26 protein-coding genes are annotated in these 21,232 nt (G+C 66.5%); 10 read left to right on the top strand and 16 right to left on the bottom strand.

Annotation, left to right across the window (positions count from 1 at the left end; translation table 11 throughout):
* Nucleotides 1-90 precede the first annotated feature (90 nt).
* Nucleotides 91-1,149, top strand: a complete 1,059-nt coding sequence (locus tag ACWIGM_RS18710; protein WP_454027458.1) for a GGDEF domain-containing protein — start codon at nt 91-93, stop codon at nt 1,147-1,149.
* Here the strand turns inward: ACWIGM_RS18710 and ACWIGM_RS18705 are convergent.
* Both ACWIGM_RS18705 and ACWIGM_RS18700 read right to left on the bottom strand, forming a co-directional pair.
* Entirely contained in the window at nt 1,109-1,474 is a 366-nt protein-coding gene (locus ACWIGM_RS18705) for a TfoX/Sxy family protein (protein ID WP_454027457.1), read from the bottom strand. The genes ACWIGM_RS18710 and ACWIGM_RS18705 overlap by 41 nt on opposite strands.
* 5 nt (nt 1,475-1,479) lie before the next feature.
* Complete coding sequence (locus tag ACWIGM_RS18700) at nt 1,480-1,875, bottom strand: HesB/IscA family protein (RefSeq protein ID WP_454027456.1); 396 nt, start codon at nt 1,873-1,875, stop codon at nt 1,480-1,482.
* 182 nt (nt 1,876-2,057) lie between these two features.
* On the opposite strand from ACWIGM_RS18700, the gene ACWIGM_RS18695 reads away from it, so the two are divergent.
* The gene (locus ACWIGM_RS18695) at nt 2,058-3,128 is read left to right on the top strand and encodes a malate/lactate/ureidoglycolate dehydrogenase (RefSeq protein WP_454027455.1); all 1,071 of its coding nucleotides are present in this window, start codon (nt 2,058-2,060) and stop codon (nt 3,126-3,128) included.
* On the opposite strand, the gene ACWIGM_RS18690 is transcribed toward ACWIGM_RS18695, so the two are convergent.
* Together ACWIGM_RS18690 and ACWIGM_RS18685 are read right to left on the bottom strand one after the other, a co-directional pair.
* Entirely contained in the window at nt 3,125-3,535 is a 411-nt protein-coding gene (locus ACWIGM_RS18690; protein WP_454027454.1) for a GFA family protein, read from the bottom strand. The two genes, ACWIGM_RS18695 and ACWIGM_RS18690, sit on opposite strands and share 4 nt — an antisense overlap.
* A 104-nt stretch (nt 3,536-3,639) precedes the next feature.
* Nucleotides 3,640-5,148, bottom strand: a complete 1,509-nt coding sequence (locus tag ACWIGM_RS18685) for a winged helix-turn-helix domain-containing tetratricopeptide repeat protein (RefSeq protein ID WP_454027453.1) — start codon at nt 5,146-5,148, stop codon at nt 3,640-3,642.
* Between the two features lie 133 nt (nt 5,149-5,281).
* Here ACWIGM_RS18685 and ACWIGM_RS18680 point away from each other — a divergent pair, with 133 nt between their 5' ends.
* Together ACWIGM_RS18680 and ACWIGM_RS18675 are read left to right on the top strand one after the other, a co-directional pair.
* Complete coding sequence (locus ACWIGM_RS18680; RefSeq protein ID WP_454027452.1) at nt 5,282-5,485, top strand: DUF1127 domain-containing protein; 204 nt, start codon at nt 5,282-5,284, stop codon at nt 5,483-5,485.
* 102 nt (nt 5,486-5,587) lie between these two features.
* Nucleotides 5,588-5,947, top strand: coding sequence for an MmcQ/YjbR family DNA-binding protein (locus tag ACWIGM_RS18675; RefSeq protein ID WP_454027451.1), 360 nt, complete (start codon nt 5,588-5,590; stop codon nt 5,945-5,947).
* 122 nt (nt 5,948-6,069) lie between these two features.
* Here the strand turns inward: ACWIGM_RS18675 and ACWIGM_RS18670 are convergent, their stop codons facing one another.
* The 4 genes from ACWIGM_RS18670 to ACWIGM_RS18655 all read right to left on the bottom strand — a co-directional run bounded on the left by ACWIGM_RS18670 (nt 6,070) and on the right by ACWIGM_RS18655 (nt 9,749).
* Nucleotides 6,070-6,957, bottom strand: coding sequence for a PhzF family phenazine biosynthesis protein (locus tag ACWIGM_RS18670; protein ID WP_454027450.1), 888 nt, complete (start codon nt 6,955-6,957; stop codon nt 6,070-6,072).
* Nucleotides 6,958-7,055: 98 nt separating this feature from the next.
* Nucleotides 7,056-8,570: an Asp-tRNA(Asn)/Glu-tRNA(Gln) amidotransferase subunit GatA gene (gatA, locus tag ACWIGM_RS18665; protein ID WP_454027449.1), complete on the bottom strand. Its 1,515-nt coding sequence runs from the start codon at nt 8,568-8,570 to the stop codon at nt 7,056-7,058.
* A gap of 61 nt (nt 8,571-8,631) precedes the next feature.
* The gene (gene gatC, locus ACWIGM_RS18660; protein ID WP_454027448.1) at nt 8,632-8,919 is read right to left on the bottom strand and encodes an Asp-tRNA(Asn)/Glu-tRNA(Gln) amidotransferase subunit GatC; all 288 of its coding nucleotides are present in this window, start codon (nt 8,917-8,919) and stop codon (nt 8,632-8,634) included.
* A gap of 131 nt (nt 8,920-9,050) precedes the next feature.
* Nucleotides 9,051-9,749, bottom strand: a complete 699-nt coding sequence (locus ACWIGM_RS18655) for a metal-dependent hydrolase (protein ID WP_454027447.1) — start codon at nt 9,747-9,749, stop codon at nt 9,051-9,053.
* An 89-nt stretch (nt 9,750-9,838) separates the two neighbouring features.
* On the opposite strand from ACWIGM_RS18655, the gene ade reads away from it, so the two are divergent.
* Nucleotides 9,839-11,539 (top strand): adenine deaminase, encoded by a 1,701-nt coding sequence (ade, locus tag ACWIGM_RS18650; RefSeq protein ID WP_454027446.1) that lies wholly within the window; start codon nt 9,839-9,841, stop codon nt 11,537-11,539.
* Nucleotides 11,540-11,554: 15 nt separating this feature from the next.
* Here ade and ACWIGM_RS18645 read toward each other — a convergent pair whose 3' ends face one another.
* The 6 genes from ACWIGM_RS18645 to ACWIGM_RS18620 form a co-directional block, all read right to left on the bottom strand.
* Nucleotides 11,555-12,520, bottom strand: a complete 966-nt coding sequence (locus ACWIGM_RS18645) for an Ldh family oxidoreductase (protein ID WP_454027445.1) — start codon at nt 12,518-12,520, stop codon at nt 11,555-11,557.
* Nucleotides 12,517-13,449, bottom strand: coding sequence for a hydroxyacid dehydrogenase (locus ACWIGM_RS18640; RefSeq protein ID WP_454027444.1), 933 nt, complete (start codon nt 13,447-13,449; stop codon nt 12,517-12,519). Before ACWIGM_RS18640 ends, ACWIGM_RS18645 begins: the two co-directional genes overlap by 4 nt.
* A 24-nt stretch (nt 13,450-13,473) precedes the next feature.
* Nucleotides 13,474-14,526 carry a YeiH family protein gene (locus ACWIGM_RS18635; protein ID WP_454027443.1) on the bottom strand — a complete coding sequence of 351 codons (1,053 nt, stop codon included), beginning with the start codon at nt 14,524-14,526 and terminating at the stop codon, nt 13,474-13,476.
* Nucleotides 14,523-15,068: a GNAT family N-acetyltransferase gene (locus ACWIGM_RS18630; RefSeq protein ID WP_454027442.1), complete on the bottom strand. Its 546-nt coding sequence runs from the start codon at nt 15,066-15,068 to the stop codon at nt 14,523-14,525. The genes ACWIGM_RS18635 and ACWIGM_RS18630 overlap by 4 nt, the downstream gene beginning before the upstream one ends.
* 89 nt (nt 15,069-15,157) lie before the next feature.
* Nucleotides 15,158-16,309: a UxaA family hydrolase gene (locus tag ACWIGM_RS18625; protein WP_454028022.1), complete on the bottom strand. Its 1,152-nt coding sequence runs from the start codon at nt 16,307-16,309 to the stop codon at nt 15,158-15,160.
* Between the two features lie 202 nt (nt 16,310-16,511).
* Nucleotides 16,512-16,799 carry a UxaA family hydrolase gene (locus tag ACWIGM_RS18620; protein WP_454027441.1) on the bottom strand — a complete coding sequence of 96 codons (288 nt, stop codon included), beginning with the start codon at nt 16,797-16,799 and terminating at the stop codon, nt 16,512-16,514.
* Nucleotides 16,800-16,902: 103 nt separating this feature from the next.
* Here ACWIGM_RS18620 and ACWIGM_RS18615 point away from each other — a divergent pair, with 103 nt between their 5' ends.
* The 3 genes from ACWIGM_RS18615 (at nt 16,903) to ruvX (ending at nt 19,407) form a co-directional block, all read left to right on the top strand.
* Entirely contained in the window at nt 16,903-17,661 is a 759-nt protein-coding gene (locus ACWIGM_RS18615; protein ID WP_454027440.1) for a GntR family transcriptional regulator, read from the top strand.
* A gap of 178 nt (nt 17,662-17,839) precedes the next feature.
* On the top strand, nt 17,840-18,844 hold the full coding sequence (locus ACWIGM_RS18610; RefSeq protein ID WP_454027439.1) for a tripartite tricarboxylate transporter substrate-binding protein: 1,005 nt from the start codon (nt 17,840-17,842) through the stop codon (nt 18,842-18,844).
* A 50-nt stretch (nt 18,845-18,894) separates the two neighbouring features.
* Nucleotides 18,895-19,407, top strand: a complete 513-nt coding sequence (ruvX, locus tag ACWIGM_RS18605; RefSeq protein WP_454027438.1) for a Holliday junction resolvase RuvX — start codon at nt 18,895-18,897, stop codon at nt 19,405-19,407.
* Here the strand turns inward: ruvX and ACWIGM_RS18600 are convergent.
* Together ACWIGM_RS18600 and ACWIGM_RS18595 are read right to left on the bottom strand one after the other, a co-directional pair.
* The gene (locus ACWIGM_RS18600; protein WP_454027437.1) at nt 19,392-19,721 is read right to left on the bottom strand and encodes a hypothetical protein; all 330 of its coding nucleotides are present in this window, start codon (nt 19,719-19,721) and stop codon (nt 19,392-19,394) included. The genes ruvX and ACWIGM_RS18600 overlap by 16 nt on opposite strands.
* Before the next feature lie 160 nt (nt 19,722-19,881).
* On the bottom strand, nt 19,882-20,301 hold the full coding sequence (locus ACWIGM_RS18595; RefSeq protein ID WP_454027436.1) for a hypothetical protein: 420 nt from the start codon (nt 20,299-20,301) through the stop codon (nt 19,882-19,884).
* A 241-nt stretch (nt 20,302-20,542) separates the two neighbouring features.
* Here ACWIGM_RS18595 and ACWIGM_RS18590 point away from each other — a divergent pair, with 241 nt between their 5' ends.
* Entirely contained in the window at nt 20,543-20,860 is a 318-nt protein-coding gene (locus tag ACWIGM_RS18590; protein WP_454027435.1) for a hypothetical protein, read from the top strand.
* 74 nt (nt 20,861-20,934) lie between these two features.
* Nucleotides 20,935-21,225 (top strand): hypothetical protein, encoded by a 291-nt coding sequence (locus ACWIGM_RS18585; RefSeq protein ID WP_454027434.1) that lies wholly within the window; start codon nt 20,935-20,937, stop codon nt 21,223-21,225.
* The last annotated feature ends 7 nt before the right edge of the window (nt 21,226-21,232 follow it).

The raw sequence follows: 21,232 nt of genomic DNA, 5'->3' as shown, positions 1-21,232 counted from the left end.
TCCTGGCAACCTTGCATTAACTCCGCCTGTCCTACGGTCAGGCGCGTAGCGGGCGCGGAAGAATTTCGCGTCCGGCGGGGACAGGACGTCATGACCACCAACCGCTCGGGCTTGCCGCAGGCTCACGACCTCGCCGAACAGGTTGTCGCGGCGATGCGTCAGCATTATTCCCCAGGCTATCCCCGCGCCTTCGAAGTCTGGTACGCCCATCTCAGCGGCGAGGTGCCAGCTCTCAGCATGGCGATGAACGCCGTGATCGCCGCCAGCAACGGCGAAGTCGGCGCCGCCGACATCGACACGCTCTACGAGAAGTTCATCAGCACCGATCGCCTCTCGCGCCAGGCGGAGCGCACCAGCCTGCAGGTGCTCGCCGAGATCGACAGCATGATGGCGCTGGTCGACCGGGCACTGAGCTCGACCGAGCAGTATCACGGTCGGCTCTGTGCAATGTCGGAAGAGGTGCCTCCCTCGGCCGACCGGCAGAAGCTGCGCGAATGGGTCGAGGCCCTGGTTCTGTCGACCCGCGAGGAGGTCGCACGCAAGACCCAGCTCGAAACCCAGCTGCGCGAAAGCGCGCACGAGATCCACAATCTGCGCGAGGCGCTGGAATCGACGCGGGCCGAGGCTCTGACCGACCCGCTCACCGGCCTCGCCAATCGCCGCCATTTCGAGGAAATGCTGCAGAAGGCGATCGATCAGGCCACCTTGCGGCGCGAGCCCTTCGCGCTGGTCATGGCCGATATCGACTTCTTCAAGCACTTCAACGACATGCACGGCCATCTGACAGGAGATCAGGTGCTGCGCCTGGTCGCCAAGACGATGAAGGACAAGTTCAAGGACAAGGCGATCATCACCCGCTTCGGCGGCGAGGAATTCGCCATCATCCTACCGGAGGCAGACGTCGTCGCGGGCAAGTTCGGCGCCGAGACCGTACGTCAGGCACTCCTGACCCGGGAACTGGTGAAGCGCTCGACCAATGAGAGCCTCGGGCGCATCACCATCTCGCTCGGCGTCGCGGTCTATAGGCGCGGCGACACGGCAAGCTCGATCGTCGAGCGGGCCGACAATGCGCTGCTGCAGGCCAAGCGCGACGGGCGCAACCGCACGGTTACCGAGGACGCGGTCCAGGACGCGGCGAAAGTCGCCTGAGCGGCCGCTTCTTCAGCCCCGCTTCGCGCGCCGCGGCCAATGCGAGCTCGGTGTAGCGGTGTAGTACCTCGTCGTCGAAGGCCGTTGCGGGCAGGCGCCAATAGCCGGTCTCGCGCTCGCGGCTGCGTGCCATGTAGCGAAACGGCTCGCTGCCGGCCGCAATGAATTCAGGCCGGGTCGCGTCCGTGGTTTTCAGGAAGATCTCGCCATCGAAGGCGAGCGCGAACATCGCCTCGCCGTCATAGATGCCGAGTCCACCGAACATGCGGCGCGTCCGAACCGGCAGCGCCGGCGCGAACAGCTCCGCGACGGCCACGGCATCCATCTCGGTTACTGCGCCGCCAGCGCAGTCTCCGCGCGCGGCTTGATCTCGACCGATTCGCCGCAGCCGCAGGCCGAGACCTGGTTCGGGTTGTTGAAGACGAAGGTCGAGGAGAAGCGGTCGGTCTTGAAGTCGAGCTCGGTGCCGAGCAGGAACAGCACAGCCTTGGCATCGACGACCACGGTCGCGTCCTTCTCGGTCACGACCTCGTCGCCCTTGCCCGTCGCGCGTGCGACCTCGAAGGTGTACTCCATGCCGGCGCAGCCGCCCTTCTTGACACCGACGCGCAAGCCGAGCGCGGGCGAATCCGGGTTGTCACGCGCCGACTGCGCCATGATCTCGCGAATGCGGGCCGCGGCGGCATCGGTCAGCGAGACCACCTTCAGGCCGGGTATCGAAAACATCCTCGTCCCTCCTCGACCGGATTCAAGGTCCGGTGAAAACAGGATTGCTCACAGCAACATAAGGATTGCTGAGCGCAACGTCGAGATGCACCGGCCGGGACGGCGCCATTTGCCTGCGTCCATTGCATGCAACGCAGGCCCGTGCACTCTGCCGGGACCATTCCAACCACCGACTGAGAGCCATGACCTCGTATCGCCTGCACCGGCCCGACGCGCTCCGCGCCCTCGCCCGCGCCATGATCACCGCCGCCGGCTGGAGCGAGGCGGAGGCGCAGGAGACGGCCGAGCATCTGGTGCTCGCCAATCTCAGCGGCCATGACAGCCATGGCATCGGCATGTTGCCGCTCTATTTCAACTCGCTCGCCGACGGCCATCTGAAGCCGCAGTCCAGGCTCAGCATCCGGAGCGAGGTTGGCCCTTTCCTGATCGCCGACGGCAATGTCGCGCTCGGCCAGCCGACCGCCCGCAACGCCGTCGACCGCGCCATTACGATCGCGCAGAGCGGCGGCGTCGCCGTGCTCAACCTGCTCGATTCCCATCATATCGGGCGCATCGGTCACTATTCCGAGGTCGCCGCCGCCGCCGGCCTGATTTCGGTGTTCTGGGTCAATGTCGCCGGCCGGCCGCCGATCGTCGCGCCCTTCGCCGCCAAGCAGGCGCGCTTCGGCACCAATCCGATCTCGATCGGCCTGCCGGTGCCCGGCGGCGAGCCACTGATCCTCGATTTCGCCACCAGCCGCATGGCCCACGGCAAAGCGCGTGTCGCGCTCAACAAGGGCGTCGACGTGCCGGAAGGCTACATCATCGATGGCGAGGGCCGCCCAACCGTCGAGCCAAGGCATGTCTTCCTGCAGGAGGGGCTTCCCCTCGGCGCGCTGCTGCCCTTCGGGGACCACAAGGGCGCCGGCCTCTCGCTGATTGCCGAATTGCTTTCGGCCGGGCTGATGGGCGCCGCACGCATCGATCAGAAGCCGCACAAGACCTGGATCATCAATTCGCTGTTCGGCGTGCTGATCGACCCTGCCCGACTCGAGCCGGATGCGGGCCTGCGTCAGCAGCGGATCGAGAGCTATCTCGCCTTCGTCCGCGCCGCCGCGCCGCAGGATCCCTCGCAGCCCGTGCTGGCGCCCGGCGACAAGGAGCGCAAGACGCGGATTGAGCGGGAGCGCGACGGTATTCCGCTCGACGACGAGACCTGGTCGCAGATCGTCACTGCCGCCAAGGCCCACGGCGTCGACGCAGAGAGTTTCTAACTATTGTTCGGCTCTGACGGCTCGCGGTCACGCGTATGCTGCTCGGCGCCCTTCTGGTGCGCCAGCCAGGGCTCGCGGCGGATGGTCCAGAGCTCGTAAGCCGGCACCAATGCGCTCGGCGGGGTATCCAATGTGCCGAGCTTGATCTCGATCTCGTCGGAATCCTCCGCCCAGCAGAACAGCGGCGAACCGCAATTCGTGCAGAAGCGCTCGCCGCCGGCCCGGCTCTGCCAGCAGCCGAGCTCGCCAGACAGGATCACATCGGCTCTGGGCCAGATCCCGAAATACGAGAAGGACGAGCCAGAACCCTTCCGGCAGGTCTCGCAATGGCAGATGCCAACCCGGATCGGCTCGCCATCGAGTTCGTAGCGGACCTGCCCGCAATTGCAGCCACCGGAGAGTTTCATCGTCGCCTCGCATTCTCGAGCGGCAGATCAACGGCTTATGGCCGGACCGGTTCCAGAGCATCGATCTGACGACGTCTCGGCCGGATGGCCAGAGTCGGTCCGCATCACTCCGGAAGGCCGGCCTTACGGAAGCCGTCGATAAAACGCTCGCACAACACTCCATCGCGGAACGGTTCCATCGCCGCCCAATGGCGGATGCTGAAGTCCGGATTGCCGACCAGGAACAGTTCGGCCTCCGCGCGCGCCTCATCGAGGTGGCCAAGCTGGGCCAGGCTCGCCGCCAGGAAACGGCGCGAGCTCGTCCGATGGGTCTTGTCCTGGCGCAGCGCCTCGACTGCGGCCTGATACTCACCGGCCGCATAGAGGGCCTGGCCGAGCGGCAGATAGTACCAGCTCGCCGGAAACGGATTGAGCCGGAACGCCTTGCGGATGTGCTCGAGGCCCTCATCGATCCGCCCGGCCAGGACGGTGATATCGGAGAGCGCCGCCCAGGCATCGGCTTCGTTCGGATCGAGTGCTAGCGCCTTGGCGAATTCCGCGTCCGCCTCGGCGAAGCTGCGTTCATAGGCGAGCAGATAGGCCAGGGCCCAGCGGCAGCCGGCATCGGCGGGATCGATCGCCACGGCCTTGCGCGCCAACTCCAGGGCGATGCTGCGGGAAGCCTCACTGGGGCCGCCGGAATGCACCCAGCCCATCCAGTGGTTCAAGGCGAGCCAGCGATAGGCCTCGGCATAGTCCGGATCGAGGGCGATCGCACGCGTCAGCAACAGATGCGCCTCCTGCGCGGCCTGTGGTGTGTCATCCATCAGCCGGCGCGCCCGCACGCAGAGATCATAGGCTTCGAGGCTCTTCGGGCGCTGACGCGGCGGCGGCGTGCGCAGCCGGCCGAACAAGGCCTCGACGATCCTGGCCGTAACCTCGTCCTGGACAGCGAAGATGTCGTCGAGCTTGCGATCGAAGCGTTCTGCCCAGAGGTGGTCGCCGGTCAGCGCGTCGACCAGCTGGGCGTTGATGCGCACGCGCCCCGCAGCGTGCCTGACGCTCCCCTCCAGCAGGTAGCGCACGCCGAGCTCTTCGGCGATCTCGCGCACATCCCTCGCCTTGCCCTTGTAGGCGAAGGCCGAATTGCGCGCGATGACGAATAGTTCCGAAGTCCGGGAGAGGTCGGTGATCAGGTCCTCGGTCAGCCCGTCCGCAAAGGTTTCCTGCTCGGGATCATTGCTGACATTGGCGAAGGGCAACACGGCGACCGACGGCTTGGCGGGCAGCGGCAAGGGCTTGCGCTGCGCATCGCCAAGCTGTTCGACCGCCCCTGCGAATCGGTAGCCGATGCGCGGGACCGTGGCGATCCAGTCGCCGCCGTCGGCACGCGTACCGAGCAGCTTGCGGAGCTGCGCGATCTGGACAGTGAGGTTACCTTCCTCGACGGCCATCCCCGGCCAGGCCGCATCGAGCAGCTCGGCCTTGCTCAGGATGTCGCCGGGCCGTCCAACGAGCGCCGCGAGGAGCTTCAGGCCGCGATAGCTGGCGGTGACAGGGACATCGTTCGCGAGGAGCGTTCCCGCACTCGAATCGAGCACGAATGGGCCAAAGGCAAAGCGCGATCCCGGCATAGGGCCAATCCATAGCCCGTTTGGAAGTTTTTGGAACTCTTCGGGCGGGCTTAAGGACGCCGCGGCTCGCCTCCCGCAGAACTCGACCTCCCAAGATCAAGGGCCATGCGCCCCAAACCATGGGGAGGTTGCCATGAACGATGCCCCCACACTTTCGTCGATTTCGCACCCCGTCTGCATGGAGCCGCGAGGCATTCTCGTGACCTGGCGGGAGCGGATACGAACTCGCTGGAAGCTGGCGCAGATGGCGCAAGAGAATCCGCATCTGCTCAAGGATATCGGCCTGACGACGCAACAGGTCGAAGCGGAAATCGCCAAGCCGTTCTGGCGGAAGTAGCTGATTTCAACGATGTGGATCGACGCGTCCGCTCCCGTCACCAATCGGTGTCGTTTGGGCTATCAATCGATGCAACGTAGCGGCCCACGACAGCAGGACGACATGACCCTCGCCGAATACAACGCCTTCTGCGCCGCCCTGCCCGCGACCAGCCATGTCGTCCAATGGGGTGGCGCCGATGTCTGGAAGGTCGGCGGCAAGGTGTTCGCGCTCGGTCGCGACGATACCGAGAGAGCCCTCTTCGTGTCGTTCAAATGCTCACCGCTGGCCTATGAGATGCTGCGCGATGCACCCGGCTGCCGCCCGGCGCCCTATCTCGCCTCGCGCGGGATGAAGTGGATCCAGCGCTTCTCGGACGAAGGCCTGCCGGACGACGCCTTCCGCGACTATCTGCGCGAGAGCCACCGGCTGGTCGCGGCCGGGCTGACGCGGAAGGTTCGCGCGGAATTGGGGCTCAGCTGACAGCTACGTCATTCTTGGGAGGAGCGAAGCGCAGACCCGAGAATCTCATGACAAGAAGGCGCCCCTTGGGGCCTCATCCGGCCTGAGATGCTCGGGTCAGGCCCGAGCATGACGCGCCTCTCTCACACCGTCGCTTCGCCGCGCAGCACCGGCACGCAGCCGCCGCCGACAGTGGCGCGGATCTCGCCACCGACGCGCCGCGCCGCGACATGCAGCAGGCTCGGCCGCCCCATCTCGACGCCTTGCGCGATCTCGAAGGCGATGTTGTCCTTGTCGGAGAGCGAGAGGGTGAGAGCAGCGAGCGTCGCGCTGGCGCTGCCGGTCGCGGGATCTTCCCAGGTGCCGGCGAGCGGCGCGAACATGCGGGCGCGAACCCTGTCGCCGTCCCAGGCATAGAAGAAGATCGAAAGCCGCCCTTCAAGGGCCGGGTTGGCCTGTTCGAGTCGGCGATAGGCAGCGATGTCCGGCGTCGCCCGTGTCAGCGCTTCCGGCGTGACCTCGGTCAGCACGAATTTGACGCCGACCGAGGCCTGCTGCGGTGGATGGCGGCCTGTGAGGACGTCCTGCGGGCTGAGCCCAGCGCAGGCGGCGATCGCATCAGGCGGCAGCTGGATACCGAGCGAAAGTGCCTGCGGCGCGGCGATGGTCGCACCCGTCACCAGCCCGGCAGCGTCGCGCGCGATACGGACCTCGACGAGGCCGGCGAGCTCCTCGAACAGCAGGATGCCGTCGCGGTCGCGGCCATGGCCGGCGAGCACGCAGGCGGTGCCGACATTGGGATGGCCGGCGAACGGCATCTCGGCGGTGCGGTGGAAGATGCGGACGCGTGCCGTATTGGCCGGATTGCTCGGCGGCAGCACGAAGGTCGTCTCGCTGTAGTTCATCTCCGCCGCCAGCGCCTGCATCTCGGCATCGGACAGGCCGCGCGCATCGGTGAAGACGGCGAGCTGGTTGCCGCCGAAGCGGCTATTGGTGAAGACGTCGACGGTTTCGAACGGATAGGACGGCATGGCGGTCTCCGGCAGCCTGATCAGGCCCGGAGACTGCCACCCGACACGGTGCCAGGGAAATCAGGATTCGGAATGCGACCGATCAAGCGGCGGCGGGCTCAGGCCCACCAGCGCTCGCCAACCGGGAAGCGGCCGGCCGCCTCCTCGATGACCTGGCCGAGCGAGAACAGCGTCTCCTCGTCGAAGGGCCGGCCGATCAGCTGCAGGCCGAGCGGCAGCCCCTGGCTGTCGAGCCCCGCCGGTACGGCGATACCCGGCAGTCCGGCCATGTTCACCGTCACCGTGAAGACGTCGTTGAGGTACATCTCGACCGGATCGGCCGAGCCCTTCTCGCCGATGCCGAAAGCGGAGGACGGCGTCGCCGGAGTCAGCACCGCGTCGACGCCCTGGTCGTAGACAGCTTCAAAATCGCGCTTGATCAGCGTGCGCACCTTCTGGGCGCGCAGGTAGTAGGCATCGTAATAGCCCGAGGACAGCACATAGGTGCCGATCATGACGCGGCGCCTGACCTCGGCGCCGAAGCCGGCGGCGCGGGTCTTCTCGTACATCTCGACGATGTCGCGACCCTGCTCGCGCAGGCCGTAGCGGACGCCGTCATAGCGCGCGAGGTTGGAGGAGGCCTCCGCCGGCGCGACGATGTAATAGGCCGGCAGCGCGTATTTCGTGTGTGGTAGCGAGATCTCGACGATCTCGGCACCGGCCGCCTTGAGCCAGTCAATGCCCTGCTGCCAGAGCGCGTCGATCTCGGGGTTGAGGCCCTCCAGGCGATACTCCCGGGGGATACCGATCTTCATGCCCTTGACCGAGCGGCCGACCGACGCCTCGTAGTCCGGCACGGCCCGATCGACCGAGGTGGTGTCCTTCGGATCATGCCCGGCCATGGAGCGCAGCATCACGGCACAGTCACGCACGGTCTTGCCGATAGGCCCCGCCTGGTCGAGCGAGGAGGCGAAGGCGACGATGCCCCAGCGCGAGCAGCGGCCATAGGTCGGCTTGATGCCGACCGTGCCGGTGAAGGCGGCGGGCTGGCGGATCGAGCCGCCGGTATCGGTCGCGGTCGCGGCGAGGCAGAGATGCGCGGCCACCGCCGCGGCCGAGCCGCCGGAGGAGCCGCCGGGCACCAGATGATTGCCCTCGATCGCGCCGGCGGCCCCTGCCCCGACATTCGAGCCCTGGCGACGCCAGGGATTGACCACCGGCCCGAAGGCCGAGCTCTCGTTCGACGAGCCCATGGCGAACTCGTCATTGTTGAGCTTGCCGAGCATGACGGCGCCGTCACGCCAGAGCTGCGACGAGACGGTCGATTCATAGGGCGGCACGAAATTGCCGAGGATGCGCGAGCAGGCGGTGGTGCGGACGCCCTTGGTCGCGAACAGATCCTTGATGCCAAGGGGCAGACCTTCGAGCGGGCCGGCCTCGCCCCTGGCAAGCTTCTCGTCGGAGGCGGCGGCCTGCTTCAGCGCGTGCTCCGGCGTCTCCAGCACATAGGCGTTGAGCGCCCGCGCCTGTTCGACGGCGGCGATATGAGCCTTGGCGAGCTCAGTGGCGGAGAACTGCTTGGCCTTCAGCCCCTCGCGGGCTTCGGTCAGGGTCAGGCGGGTGAGATCGGTCACGGGGAGTATCCGTAAAACGTATGCGATTGGGCGATGAGGGTGAGCGGAGCGCTTCAGGCGCTCACTCGATCACCTTCGGCACCATGAAATAGTCGTCCTCGGTGGCCGGCGCGTTGGCGACGATCTCGGCGGCGATCTCGCCGTCATTGACCACGTCCTGGCGCTTCTTCATCACCATCGGCGTGACCGAGGTCATCGGCTCGACACCGGAGACGTCGACTTCGTTGAGCTGCTCGACGAAGCCGAGGATGGCGTTGAGCTCGCCTTGCAGCTTCGGCACATCCGCATCATCGACAGCGATGCGCGAGAGATGCGCGACGCGTTTGACGGTGGCGGCGTCGACCGACATGGGCGGGCTCCTGCTGGGATCGGCGCGACGGCGCCGGTAATGGTTCGCCAGCGCTATAGCGCGCGGACCGCCAGTAAGTCAGCACTTACTTGCGGCCCGCCGGTTGCGCACGGCTCACACTGACAGCGGCGTCAGATCGTCGCCGCCTTGCCCTTCTCCGGCACCAGCGCGTGAACCCCGCTGCCCTTCAACCCCTCGACGAAGACCACCGCGTCCTGGGCGATGATCGGGAAGGAGCCGTAATGGCAGGGGATCGCGAGCTTCGGCTTGACGAAACGGGTCATCGCCAGCGCCGCCGTTTTGGCGCCCATGGTGAAGCGGTCGCCGATCGGACAGATGCAAGCCTCGACGCCGTGGATCTCGGCAAGCAGGGCCATGTCGGAGAAGATGTCGGTGTCGCCCATGTGCCAGAGCGTCTTCTCGCCCGCCGCCTTGATGATCGCGCCGTTGGCATTGCCAACCGGGACGGCCACCCCCGCCTCGCCCATGCCGGCCGAATGATCGGCCCGGACGAGCGTCACCGAGAAGGCGCCGAGATCGACGCTGCCGCCAGTGTTCATCGGCTGGAACTTCTTCAGCCCCTTCGAGGCGAGATGCATGCAGAGGTCGTAATTGGTGATTACGGTCGCGTCGTTCGCCGCGGCGATGGCGAGCGTGTCGCCGACATGGTCGCCATGGCCGTGAGTGACGACGATATGGCTAACGCCCTTGCTTACGGCGGCGGCATCGCCCTCGAAGGCGGGGTTGCCGGTGAAGAACGGATCGATCAGGACCGAGGCGCCGGGCAGGTCGAGCCGAAACGCCGAATGGCCGAACCAGGTGAGCTGCATGATGGTCTCCGCGAAAGGCGACTGGACAGCGCCTGTCTAGGCCGGCGAGATGGCGTAGCCAAGCCGGCCCGAACCCGGAGCACTCTCCCATGACCGATGCAGCCACCCTCGCCCGCCGGATCGCGCAAGGACGCGGCGACGAGCCGGCCGATCTCGTCATCCGCGGCGCGCAGTTGTTCGACCTCGTCTCGGGCGAGCTGGCCCCGACCGATATCGCGCTCTGCGGTGATACCATCGTCGGCACCTACGGCCGCTACGAGGGCAAGGCGAGCTTCGATGCGAGCGGCCTGATCGCGGTGCCCGGCTTCATCGACACGCATCTCCATGTCGAATCCTCGCTGGTGACGCCGCTCGAATTCGAGCGCTGCGTGCTACCGCACGGCGTTACCACCGCGATCTGCGATCCGCACGAGATCTCCAATGTGCTCGGCGCCGAGGGCATCCGCTATTTCCTCGCATGTGCCGAGGCCATGCGCATGGACCTGCGCGTCCAGCTCTCGAGCTGCGTGCCGGCAACGCATCTGGAGACAGCTGGCGCAGCGCTGGAGGCTGGCGCCCTCACCCCGTTCATGGACCATCCCAAGGTGATCGGCCTCGCGGAGTTCATGAACTTTCCCGGCGTGCTCCACCGCGACCCCGGCTGCCTCGCCAAGCTGGAGGCGTTCTCGCACCGGCATATCGACGGCCATGCGCCGCTGGTGCGCGGGCTCGACCTCAACGGCTATCTCTCCGCCGGCATCCGCACTGACCACGAGACCACTACGGCCGAGGAGGCCCGCGAAAAGCTCGCCAAGGGCATGGCGATCCTGATCCGCGAGGGCTCGGTCTCGAAGGACCTACACGCGCTGATACCCCTGATCACGCGCGATGCCTCGCCCTTCCTCGCCTTCTGCACCGACGACCGAAACCCGCTGGATATCGCCGAGGAAGGCCATCTCGACTACATGATCCGCACCGCGATCGCGCATGGCGCGGATGTGCTTGCGACTTATCGCACGGCGAGCCTGTCGGCGGCGCGGAATTTCGGGCTGTTCGACCGCGGTTTCATCGGCCCGGGCAAGCGCGCCGACATCGTGCTGGTCGAGGATCTCGCCGCCTGCCGTGTCAAACAAGTGTTCGCCGGCGGCAAGCTGGTCGAGGACGCGCTGTTCGCCGACAGGAAGGCGGTTCCGCCCGTCGGCCTCGCCAGCGTCCGTAGCCGCAAGCTCGCGCCGAATGATTTCGCTGTGACGGCGCGCGAGGGCGAGACACCGGTGATCGGCGTCGTGCCTGGACGTATCATCACCGAACGGCTTTCCATGCGTCTGCCCGCGAAGGACGGCCAGAGTTTGCCCGATCTCGATCAGGACGCCGTCAAGGTCACGGTGATCGAGCGGCATGGCCGCAATGGCGGCATCGCCAGCGGATTCGTTCATGGCTTCGGCATGAAGCACGGCGCCATTGCCTCGTCGGTCGGCCATGACAGCCACAATCTCTGCGTCGTCGGCGTCGACGAGGCCTCGATGGCGGCCGCAGCCAACCGGCTGATCGAGACCGGCGGCGGCTTCGCGGTGGCGGACGGTGGCAAGGTCGTGGCCGATCTGGCACTGCCCGTCGCCGGGCTGATGAGCGACCAGCCTTTCGAGACGGTGCGGCACGGGCTGGAAGGCCTGCGCGCGGCGGCGAAGGCGCTCGGCGTCGTGCTGGCCGAACCCTTCCTGCAGGTCGCCTTCCTGACCCTGCCAGTGATCCCGCATCTCAAGATCACCGACAAAGGTCTTGTCGATGTTGACCGATTCGATTTCGTTTGAGAGCTGCGTGGCCGCTCAGAGATCGACCTCAATCCCCTCCGCCCGGGCCTTGGCCCGCAGCCCATAGCGCCGCATGCCGGGCAAGCGCGTGCCCGGCTGCTCCTCGATCGCATGGGTCAGCAGCTTCATGCGCTCGGCGAACCAGTTGCCGCCCATGCTCGCCGGATCGATCGCGAGGATGAGCTGGCCGGTGTCGGGCGGCCCGCCCTGGTCGTCGAGGAAAGACGAGGCCTGGAAGGCGAAATGCGTGCCGACCAGCGCGGCAGCGAGGATCTCGACCATCATGGCCAGCGTCGCGCCCTTGGCGTCGCCGAGCGGGACCATGGTGCCAGCGATCGCGGCGGCCGGATCGGTGGTCGGCTTGCCGGCGGCGTCGAGCGCCCAGCCCTCCGGGATCGGCTCGCCTTTCTGCTTGGCGGCGACGATCGGCCCGCGCGCCACCTTGGACAGCGCCATGTCGATCACCAGCGGCTCCCGGCCGGGGAGCGGCGCGGCGAAGGCGATCGGATTGGTGCCGAAGACCGGCTTGGCGCCACCCCAGGGCGCCATCGCGCCGGGCGTGTTGGCGAAGAGCAGCGCGACGAGGCCCTGTTCCGCCAGTCGCTCGACATGCAAGCCGGCGGCGCCGCAATGGTTGGAACGGCGGATCGGCGCGGCGGCGATGCCCTGCTTGCGGGCGATCTCGGGCAGTTCGATCACGGCGAGGTCGATCGCCGGATAGGCAAAGCCATGGGCCGCATCGATCGCCAGCACGCCGGGCTTAGGCTGGTGTGCGATCGGCACGGCCTGTCCGTCGATCTTGCCGGACCGCAGCATCGAAATATAGGTGGGCACGCGCGAGAGGCCATGGCCCTTGAGCCCATCCGCCTCGGCCATGACCAGCGCCAACGCGACGGACGCCGCGTTGGCGGGTGAGGCGCCAGCTTCGATGAAGAGGTCCGCGACCCTCTGCTCGGCCGCTTCCAGCGAGAGCTTCGTCATGCCCTGCCCTCCAGCGCCGCCATGACCCGTTCGGCGACGAGGCCGGAGACGCGCCCGTTCGATTCGACCGTGTTGCCGGCGATATGCGGCGTCAGGATCAGGTTCGGCGTGCCGGCGAAGAGCTTGGCACCATCGGCCTTGAGCGGCTCCTGCTCGAAGACGTCGAGGGCCGCGCCGCCGAGGCGTCCGCCCTTCAGCGCCGCGACCAGCGCCGCCTCGTCCATGATGCCGCCGCGCGCCGCGTTGATCAGGATGGTGTCGGGCTTCATCGTCGCGAAGGCCGCCTCGCCGATCAGCCCGCGCGTCTCGGGCGTCAGCGGCAGATGGATCGAGATCACGTCCGAGGTCGACAGCAGCGCGTCGAGCTCGAGCTTTTCGATGCCCTGCCAAATCGGGGCGTCAGCCGGGACATAAGGATCATAGGCCGCGACCGTCATCCCGAGCGCCTTGGCGTGCCGGGCCGCATCGCGGGCGATCGCGCCGAAGCCGACGAGGCCCATGCGCTTGCCGGCGATCTCGCGCCCGATCAGCTTGGTCTTCGGGAATTCGCCGGCGAGCATGGCGGCATTGGCGAAATAGGCGCCACGCAGCAGCGTCATCGCCGTGCCGATCACATACTCGACTACCGAGAGGCTGTTGGCGCCGGTGGCCGGAAAGACCTGGATGCCGCGAGCCGAGCAGGCCTCCATGTCGATATTGTCGAGACCGACGCCGAGCCGGCCGACGACCTTCAGCCTCTTGGCGGCAGCCAGCACATCGCCGCGAACCTGCGTCTGGTTGCGCACGATCAAGGCCGGGATGTCGGCCACCAGCCGCGCAAGCTCGTCGGGCTTGGCGAAGAGATCGGGGTCGTGGTGCACGCTGTAACGCGCCTGCAGCGCCGCCACCGCCGCCTCGTCCATGAATTCGGTGATGACGATGTCGGTCATGGCTGTTTCCGCTGTGAGGTCCAGTCAGCCGAGCAGGATGATCCCGCCCGTGGCAACGACGAGGATGACGAGGGTCGTGCCGGTGACCACGGCAAGGTGCCGCCAGCCGAGCCGGGCCATCGCCGCGATCGAGGTGCCGAGGCCGAGCGCCGCGATCGCGATCAGCAGGCCCCAGCGCGAGACTTCGAGCAGGATGTCGCGGATCGGCATGTAGATGCCAGCCAGCCCGGCCTGGGTGCTCAGCACACTGTTCACCACGCACATGACGAGGAAGACGAAGGCGAAGACCGGGACCGGCACCTTGGCGTCGCCATGGGTCTCGCCATGGCGGGTCAGCCACCAGCCGACGATCAGCACCGAAGGCAGCAACAGGAAGACCCGGAAGAGCTTGACGATCACTGCCGCGTTCGCCGCCTCGTCCGAGACGGCCTGGCCGGCGCCGACGACCTGCGCGACGTCGTGGATGGTTGCCCCCAGCATCACGCCGGTCTGCTGCTGCGAGAGACCGAGCCAGGCGCAGAGCAGCGGATAGGCCAGCATCGCGACCGTGGCGAGCACGTTCATCGCGATCACGGTGAAGGCGGTGTCGGCGGCCTTGTTCTTGTAGTCGGGGACGACTGTCGATGTCGCGAGCGCGGCCGAGGCGCCGCAGACGGCCGTAGCGACGCCGCCGAGCGCGCCAACCCCCGGCTCGCGGCCGAGCAGGCGCGCCAGCAGGAAGCCGGCGACAACGGTCACCACCATCGAGACGATGACGAGCACAGCGGTGCCGAGGCCGAGAGCGATGATGTCGCCGAGTGCGACACGCAGGCCGAGCAGCGCGATCGCCCAGCGCAGCAGCTTCTTGACGCAGAAGGTCATACCCGGGAGGAAGCGATGCGTGTTCGCGACCGGATGCAGCGCCATGCCGATCACCAGCGCGATCACCACCGCCGGGATGCCGACGCGCCCGCCGGCGAGCTGCTTCAGCACGGGCTCGGCCAGCACGGAGGCGATAGCCACCACCGTCGAGAGCACAAGGCCCGGCAGGAGCGGGCCAAGGCCTTTCGCCAGGCGCGGGACGGCTGCTTCGGTCATGATTGCAAATCGATCCGGTACATCAGGCGCTCCCCGGGTCCGTAGAAGGGAGCGACAAAACTCTCGATGAAACGCCCGCCATTCTTCTCGATGATCCGCCGCGAGGCCGCATTGTCGGTATCGCAGGTGATCCTGACGAAGGGCAGGCCAATGGCGCGAGCCTCAGCGAGCACAACCGCCAGAGCGGCACTGGCATAGCCGTTTCCGGCATGGCCTGGCAGGATGGTGTAGCCGACATGGCCAAGGACATGCGACGGCAGCTCCGTGACAGGCCTGCCGGCCTCGTCCTCCTGCCAGCGCAGGTTGATGCTGCCGACGAAGGGGCACTCCGGCCGCCCGCTTGCGATGATCCAGCGGGTGATGCCCGGCAGTCGATCGACTTCGCTGCCGTCATGGAGGCGGATCTTGCCGCCGCGCCCGTTCAGCCCGGCGAGGAAGGCGTCCGGGTCGGCCGCGATCGCCGCGAGCTGCTCGGGCGCGACATCACGCGTCGTGTTCGGCGACCAGCCCGCTTCCAGGGCACGGACGTAGGCGGGCAACACGTCCCGCCCCGGCGCATGCAGTGAAACACCCCTGGAAACGATCCCGTCCGACACTTCTCTCGCCTCGTCGCGCCCGGAGACGCTGCTCCTCAGGCGCTGCGGTATAGCTTGGTCATCGAGAACTCGCGATGGCCCAGCGCCTCGGCTGCCGTGAGGCGGCCATTCGCGGTGCGCACGATGTTCTCGATCAGCGCGTCGCCGGCCTGCGGGATGGTCAGGTCGCGGCGCAGGATGCCGGAGACGTCGACGTCGATGTGCTCGGGCATGGTGCGCATGGTCTTCGGGTTGCCGGTGATCTTGATGACCGGAACGATCGGGTTGCCGATGACGTTGCCCTGCCCGGTCGGGAAGGTGTGCACGACATAGCCGCCCGCCGCCATCAGGGTCACGCATTCGGCCGCGGCCGAGGAGGTGTCCATGTAGTAGAGGCCGGGACCCTTTTCCGGCGCCTGCGCCGGTTCGAGGATGTCGATGAACTTGCACTCGCGGCCGATCTTCTCGAGGTTGCCGAGCGCCTTCTCCTCGATCGTGGTCAGGCCGCCGGCGATATTGCCCTTGGTCGGCTGCGAATCGGAGAGGTCGTCGGTCTTGTGGGCCTCGATGACGTCGTCCTGATAGGCCTTCCACATCTTGTACCAGCGCTCGCCGACCTCCGGCGTCGCCGCACGCGCCTTGCAGAGATGCTCGGCGCCGGTGATCTCCGAGGTCTCGCCGAAGACGCCGTAGACGCCGCGCGGAATCCACTTGTCGTACATGTTGCCGACGGTCGGGCAGGAGGACAGGCCGGTCGTGGTGTCCGACTCACCGCACTTGGTCGAGACCCAGAGCTCCTCGATGCCGCACTTCACGCGCTGCAGCTCGGTCGCCCACTGCACGAACTCCTTGGCGACGTAAGAGGCGCGCGCGATAGTCGCGATGTCGCCATGGCCCTCGATGCCGAAGCCGACCACCGGCTTGCCGGTCTTGGCGATGCCGTCGACGACGCGCTTGGTCCAGCCATCCTCGATGCCGATGACGACGACAGCCGCGACGTTCGGGTTCGAGCCGGTGCCGATCAGGGTGCGGAAATGGACCTCGAGGTCCTCGCCGAACTGCAGGCGGCCATAGGCGTGCGGAATTGCCAGCGTGCCCTTGATATTGTTGGCGACGGCCTCGCAGGCGGCGTTGGAGAGATCGTCGAGCGGCAGCAGCAGCACATGGTTGCGCACACCGACACGGCCATTCTCGCGGCGCCAGCCCATGAAGGAATCGAGGCTGCGGCCGGTCGGGCGCTTGACGAAGGGCGTCTTGAACTCGGGCGCCTCGATCTTGCGACCCTTCACCTTGGCGAGCTTGCCTTTGACGAGGTCGAAATTGGCGACGATGGAGGACATTGGCGTTTCCTGGACGGTTGGGGCTCGACCTAGCGGGAGCCCTGGGATCGGAATGGGCTAAGGCCGGCGCTCACCAGCGCTTGGTCTTGACGTTGTGGACGTGGAGATGCTCGCCCTTGCCGATGTCGGCGATCGCCTTGCCGATGTCCTGGCCATATTTCCAGATCGTATCGCCCTTCTTGATGTCCTTGAGCGCGACCTTGTGGCCGATCGGGATGTCCATCTTGGCGGCCAAGCGGAAGTCGGAATTGTCGTGCGTGACGACGCCGAGCATGTCGGTCCCGGCCTTCAGGCCCTCGACGACGACGACACCGACCGTGTCCTTTGTCTCGTGCACCAGCAGATGCGGCTTGCTCATGGCTGATATCCCTGACCGTTTCCCGTGATCTTCACGCCGTGGCCCAGCTCGTGAAATCGGGCTCGACGTAGCTGCGCCCAAGTCTTATATAAGACATATGAGTGTGCACAAGCTCGAAATCACAGGGCAGGCCCGCGAGCCCGACACGCCGGAGACGCTGGGCTTCCGGCCGCTCTACCGGCAGGTGAAGGCGATCTTCGTGCGCAGGCTCATGGATGGCGTCTGGGCGCCTGGCGCGATTCTGCCGAGCGAAGGCCAGCTCGCCGCCGAGATTGGCGTCAGCCAGGGCACGGTTCGCAAGGCGCTCGACGAGCTCGCCGCCGAGAACCTGGTCGTGCGACGTCAGGGGCGCGGCACCTTCGTTGCCGAGCATGACGAGCGCCGCATCCTGTTCCAGTTCTTCAAGCTGGCGCCCGATCGCGGCGAACCGCGCTTTCCCGACAGCGTCGTCCTCTCGGTGACGACCGGGCCGGCCGACGCGGCGGAGCGTGCGGCGCTGGACCTGCTGGAGGACGCGACCGTCATCCGCATCCGCCGGCAGCGCGCCTTCGACGGCGCGCCGCTGATCGTCGAGACGCTCAGCCTGCCGCAGCAGCTCTTCCCCGGGCTCGAGGGCGGGCCGATCCCGAACAATCTCTACAGCCTTTACGCAGGTCATTACGGCATCACCATCGCCAATGCGCGCGAGCGGCTGAAGGCGGTGGCGCTTTCCGCTGAGGATGCCGCTGCGCTTGGAGCCGCGGCTGGCGAGCCGGCCCTGCAGATCGATCGCATCGCCCTGTCGCTCGACGGCACGCCCGTCGAGCGCAGGCTCAGCCTGTGCCTGACCCAGGAGGTTCACTACCTCTCAGACCTGCGCTGAGCCGCCCCCGGATCGCCAGTTCGTTGAAGCGCCGATCATCGCTATCGACGCAAGATCAGTTTGTTGTCGCCTATTCCTAAAATTCTGCTCGAAAGCGAGCGACCCAAGCTCGAGGACCGAAAGCCACGAGATTTTCGACCAAGCCGACGCAGAGCGGCCGCCACACAGGAGGAAACGAATGATCGCCCATTTCCGCAGATTCCTCATGACGCGCCGCGGCGCCCTCGCAGGGCTGGCCCTGCTGGGATTAGGCACAGCTGCTGCAGCCCAAAGCTTCCCGACCAAGCCGCTTACCCTGATCGTGCCCTTCGCCGCCGGCGGCCCCAGCGACGTGATCGCCCGCCTGCTCGGCGAGCATATGGGCCGTACGCTCGGCCAGCAGGTCATCGTCGAGAACATCGCCGGTGCCGGCGGGACGGCAGGCGCCAAGCGCCTCGTCGCGGCCGAGCCGGACGGGCACACCATGCTCATCCACCACCTCGCCCTCGCCGCGGCGCCGGCGCTCTACAGCAATCTCGGCTACGACACGCAGACCGCCTTCGCGCCGGTCGGGCTCGTCAACACCGGCCCGATGGTGATCGCCGGCAAGCTCGCCTTGCCTCCTGTCGACGGCAAGGCCTTCTTCCCTTACGCCAAGCAGCAGGCCGAGAAGCTCACCGTTGCCCATGCCGGTATCGGTTCGAACGCGCATCTGTGCGCCGTGCTGATCTCGCAGGCACTGAGCGTCAAGCTCGCCCAGGTCGCCTATCGCGGCACGGGACCGGCGATGAACGACCTCGTCGGCGGACAGGTCGACGTGCTCTGCGACCAGTCGACCACGGCGGTGCCGCAGATCCAGTCGGACAAGATCCGCGCCTATGCCGTCACCTCGCCGGAGCGGCTCGGCGTGCTGCCGAATGTCCCGACCTCGCGTGAAGCCGGCACCGAGATCGACATGACGATCTGGCATGGACTCTACGCCCCGAAAGGCACGCCGGTGGCAGCGCTCGACAAGCTCAACGGCGCACTGCAGGCGGCATTGAAGGATCCTGCCGTGCTCGAGCGCTTCAAGGCCGTCGGCACCAGCGCCTTCCCCGCAGCCGAATGGACACGCGAGGCTCACGCCAAGCGCTTCGCCGCCGAGGTCGCAAAATGGGGAACGGCGTTGAAGGCAGCCGGCCTGACGCCGCAGAACGCCAACTAGAGCTGGCCGGGCCGCTCGCCTCCGCGGGCGGCCCATGCTACCGGCGGCGGATGAGCAATCTCGTCGCCCTGGACCATTTCCTCGCCCTGCCCGAGCACGCCCGCCTGCTCGGGCTCGATCTCGGGACCAAGACGATCGGGCTCGCTCTGTCCGACGTCGAGCGCCGGATTGCGACGCCGCTGGAGACGATCCAGCGCATCAAGTTCAAGCAGGATGCAGCGGCACTGCTGAAAGTGGCGGAGCGGCACGCAATCGCCGGCCTCGTGATCGGCCTGCCGCTCAACATGGATGGAAGCGAAGGGCCTCGGGTTCAATCGACCCGCGCTTTCGTGCGTAACCTCGCGCCGCTGACGACTCTGCCGATCGTGTTCTGGGACGAGCGGATGTCGACGCTCGCCGTCACCCGTACCTTGCTCGACGCCGACGCCTCGCGTGCCAGGCGGGCGGCCGTCGTCGACAAGATGGCGGCCGCCTATATCCTGCAGGGCGCACTCGACCGACTCGCGCGCCTCGCATCGGATGGAAGCGAGTCGGGAGAAGACGAAGACTACGGAATGACGTAGCCGCGCTTGATCGCCTTCTTCTGCGCGTCGCGGTGGTTCTTGAGCGCCTGCTTCTGGTCTTCGATGCTCATGCGGTTGACCGGATTGCCGCGACCATAGCCGCGTCCATACCCGTCGTCTCCGCGATAGCCGCGGTCACGCCGGCCTTGGTCATAGCCACGATCGTAGCCGCGATCATAACCGCGGTCGTAGCGGGGACGATCACGGCGCCCATAGCCATCGTCATAGTATTGGGCAACAGCAGTACCGGACCAGAACGCCGCCAGGGCGACCGCGCCACAACCAGAGAGCAGCGTCTTGAGCGAGGGTTTCATCGTCTTTCTCCAAGGTCGACAAGGCGACGGCTCCGGGATCGGAGCCGCGGGTTCCCGTACGCCGTGAAAAGGGCCGCTACCGTCGAGCGACGGAAGCGACCCCTCAAAGCTTAGGCTTCAGGCGTTCAGAATCGATTAAGGCTGTTGCCCTGGCCGGATCTCAGCGATAGCTGCCGCCAGCCGGGTCCCTGATATTGTCGGGATAGTAGCCGTAGGCGCGCGGCGCATAATAGCGCCGCGGCGCCACATAAACCGGCTCTTCGTAGACGTAGCGCGGCTCATAGCCGTAGCCGTCATCGTAGCCGTAGACCGGCTCGGCATAGCGCGGCCGGCTCGCTGCAATCGCGGCGGCGCCGAGGATGCCGAGGCCGACACCGGCCGCGATCGCCGCGCCGCGATTATTACCGCGCCAGCCACGACGATAATACTGCGAATAGTCGACCTGCGCCGCATCGAGGCGGCTCTTGTCGAAGCTGACCGAGCGGGTCTCGCCCGCCATGACGGGGGTCAGACCTGCCGCCAGAATGCTGCCGGTGACGGCGAGCGTCACGAGGAAGCGGCTCTTTCCGAAAGCTGACATGGCATTCTCCTGTGGGCGGATGTCCGCCTTGACGCCCGATTTAGCTCGTCCCGGTTGAACCGGGCCTGAACCAATCGCGGCTGAATTGCGACCGCCAAGGAACGCACAGGTCGGGAAAACGTTCCATCACAAGAAAATTTTATGCACGCAGTGATTGCATTATCGGAAAGCGAGTAGCAAGAATAGAGCCTATCGAACACCGGTTCGTTCCCGGGCTGAAGCGACCGCGAGGCCAGATGAGATGAGGAAAGCAACGTCACGTCGTATCAAGGAGGATAAAATCTATCCGGATGACAATCGCTTGTCCCGAGTTTCCCGCCTAAGCCGCAGCACTGTGGCTTCCCCCGGCCCGCACAGGATGGATGCGCTTGCGCGTATGCAACTTGAAGTTGCTTTATATATCGAAGAGATCAGCATCGAACTCGGCGCAATGGCCAAGGCTGCACAACTCAACAGCCTCGGCTATTTCGTCGACATGCTGCGGCTCGAAGCTGCGATCAATCGCCGAACCTGCCAATTGCAGCTTGGCGAGGCAACCGACCCCGACAAGGCTGTCTAGGCAAACGCGTCTTTTGCAGATTGTTAAATCATAGGTTGCAATACTTCCGATCAGCAACCTGACGGGAGTGCCTCATGCCGGCTTCTCCGACGACCGATGCTTACGCCTCCAGCGACCATGTGGCTTCTCGGAGCCTGTACGTCCTTGGCGAACCTGAGGCTCTGGCGCTCCAGCTCCTCGTCGAAAAGCGGGCGCGACAACGCGATCTGCAGCGCGATGTGGCGGTCAAGGCGGCCAAGATGTTAGCCGAACTCGGGAGTCAGGCTCGCGCAGCCGATCTTGATCTGCTCGGCACCTTCCTGGAGCTTGCGGCGGTGGAGGCCGAGCGCGAGCGTTGCCGTTGGGGCGAGATGACGGACCGATAATCCCTCA

Source organism: Allobosea sp. NPDC055332 (assembly GCF_053645455.1).
The sequence above is the reverse complement of the archived record's forward strand: the minus strand, read 5'-3'. Positions and strand labels throughout refer to the sequence as shown.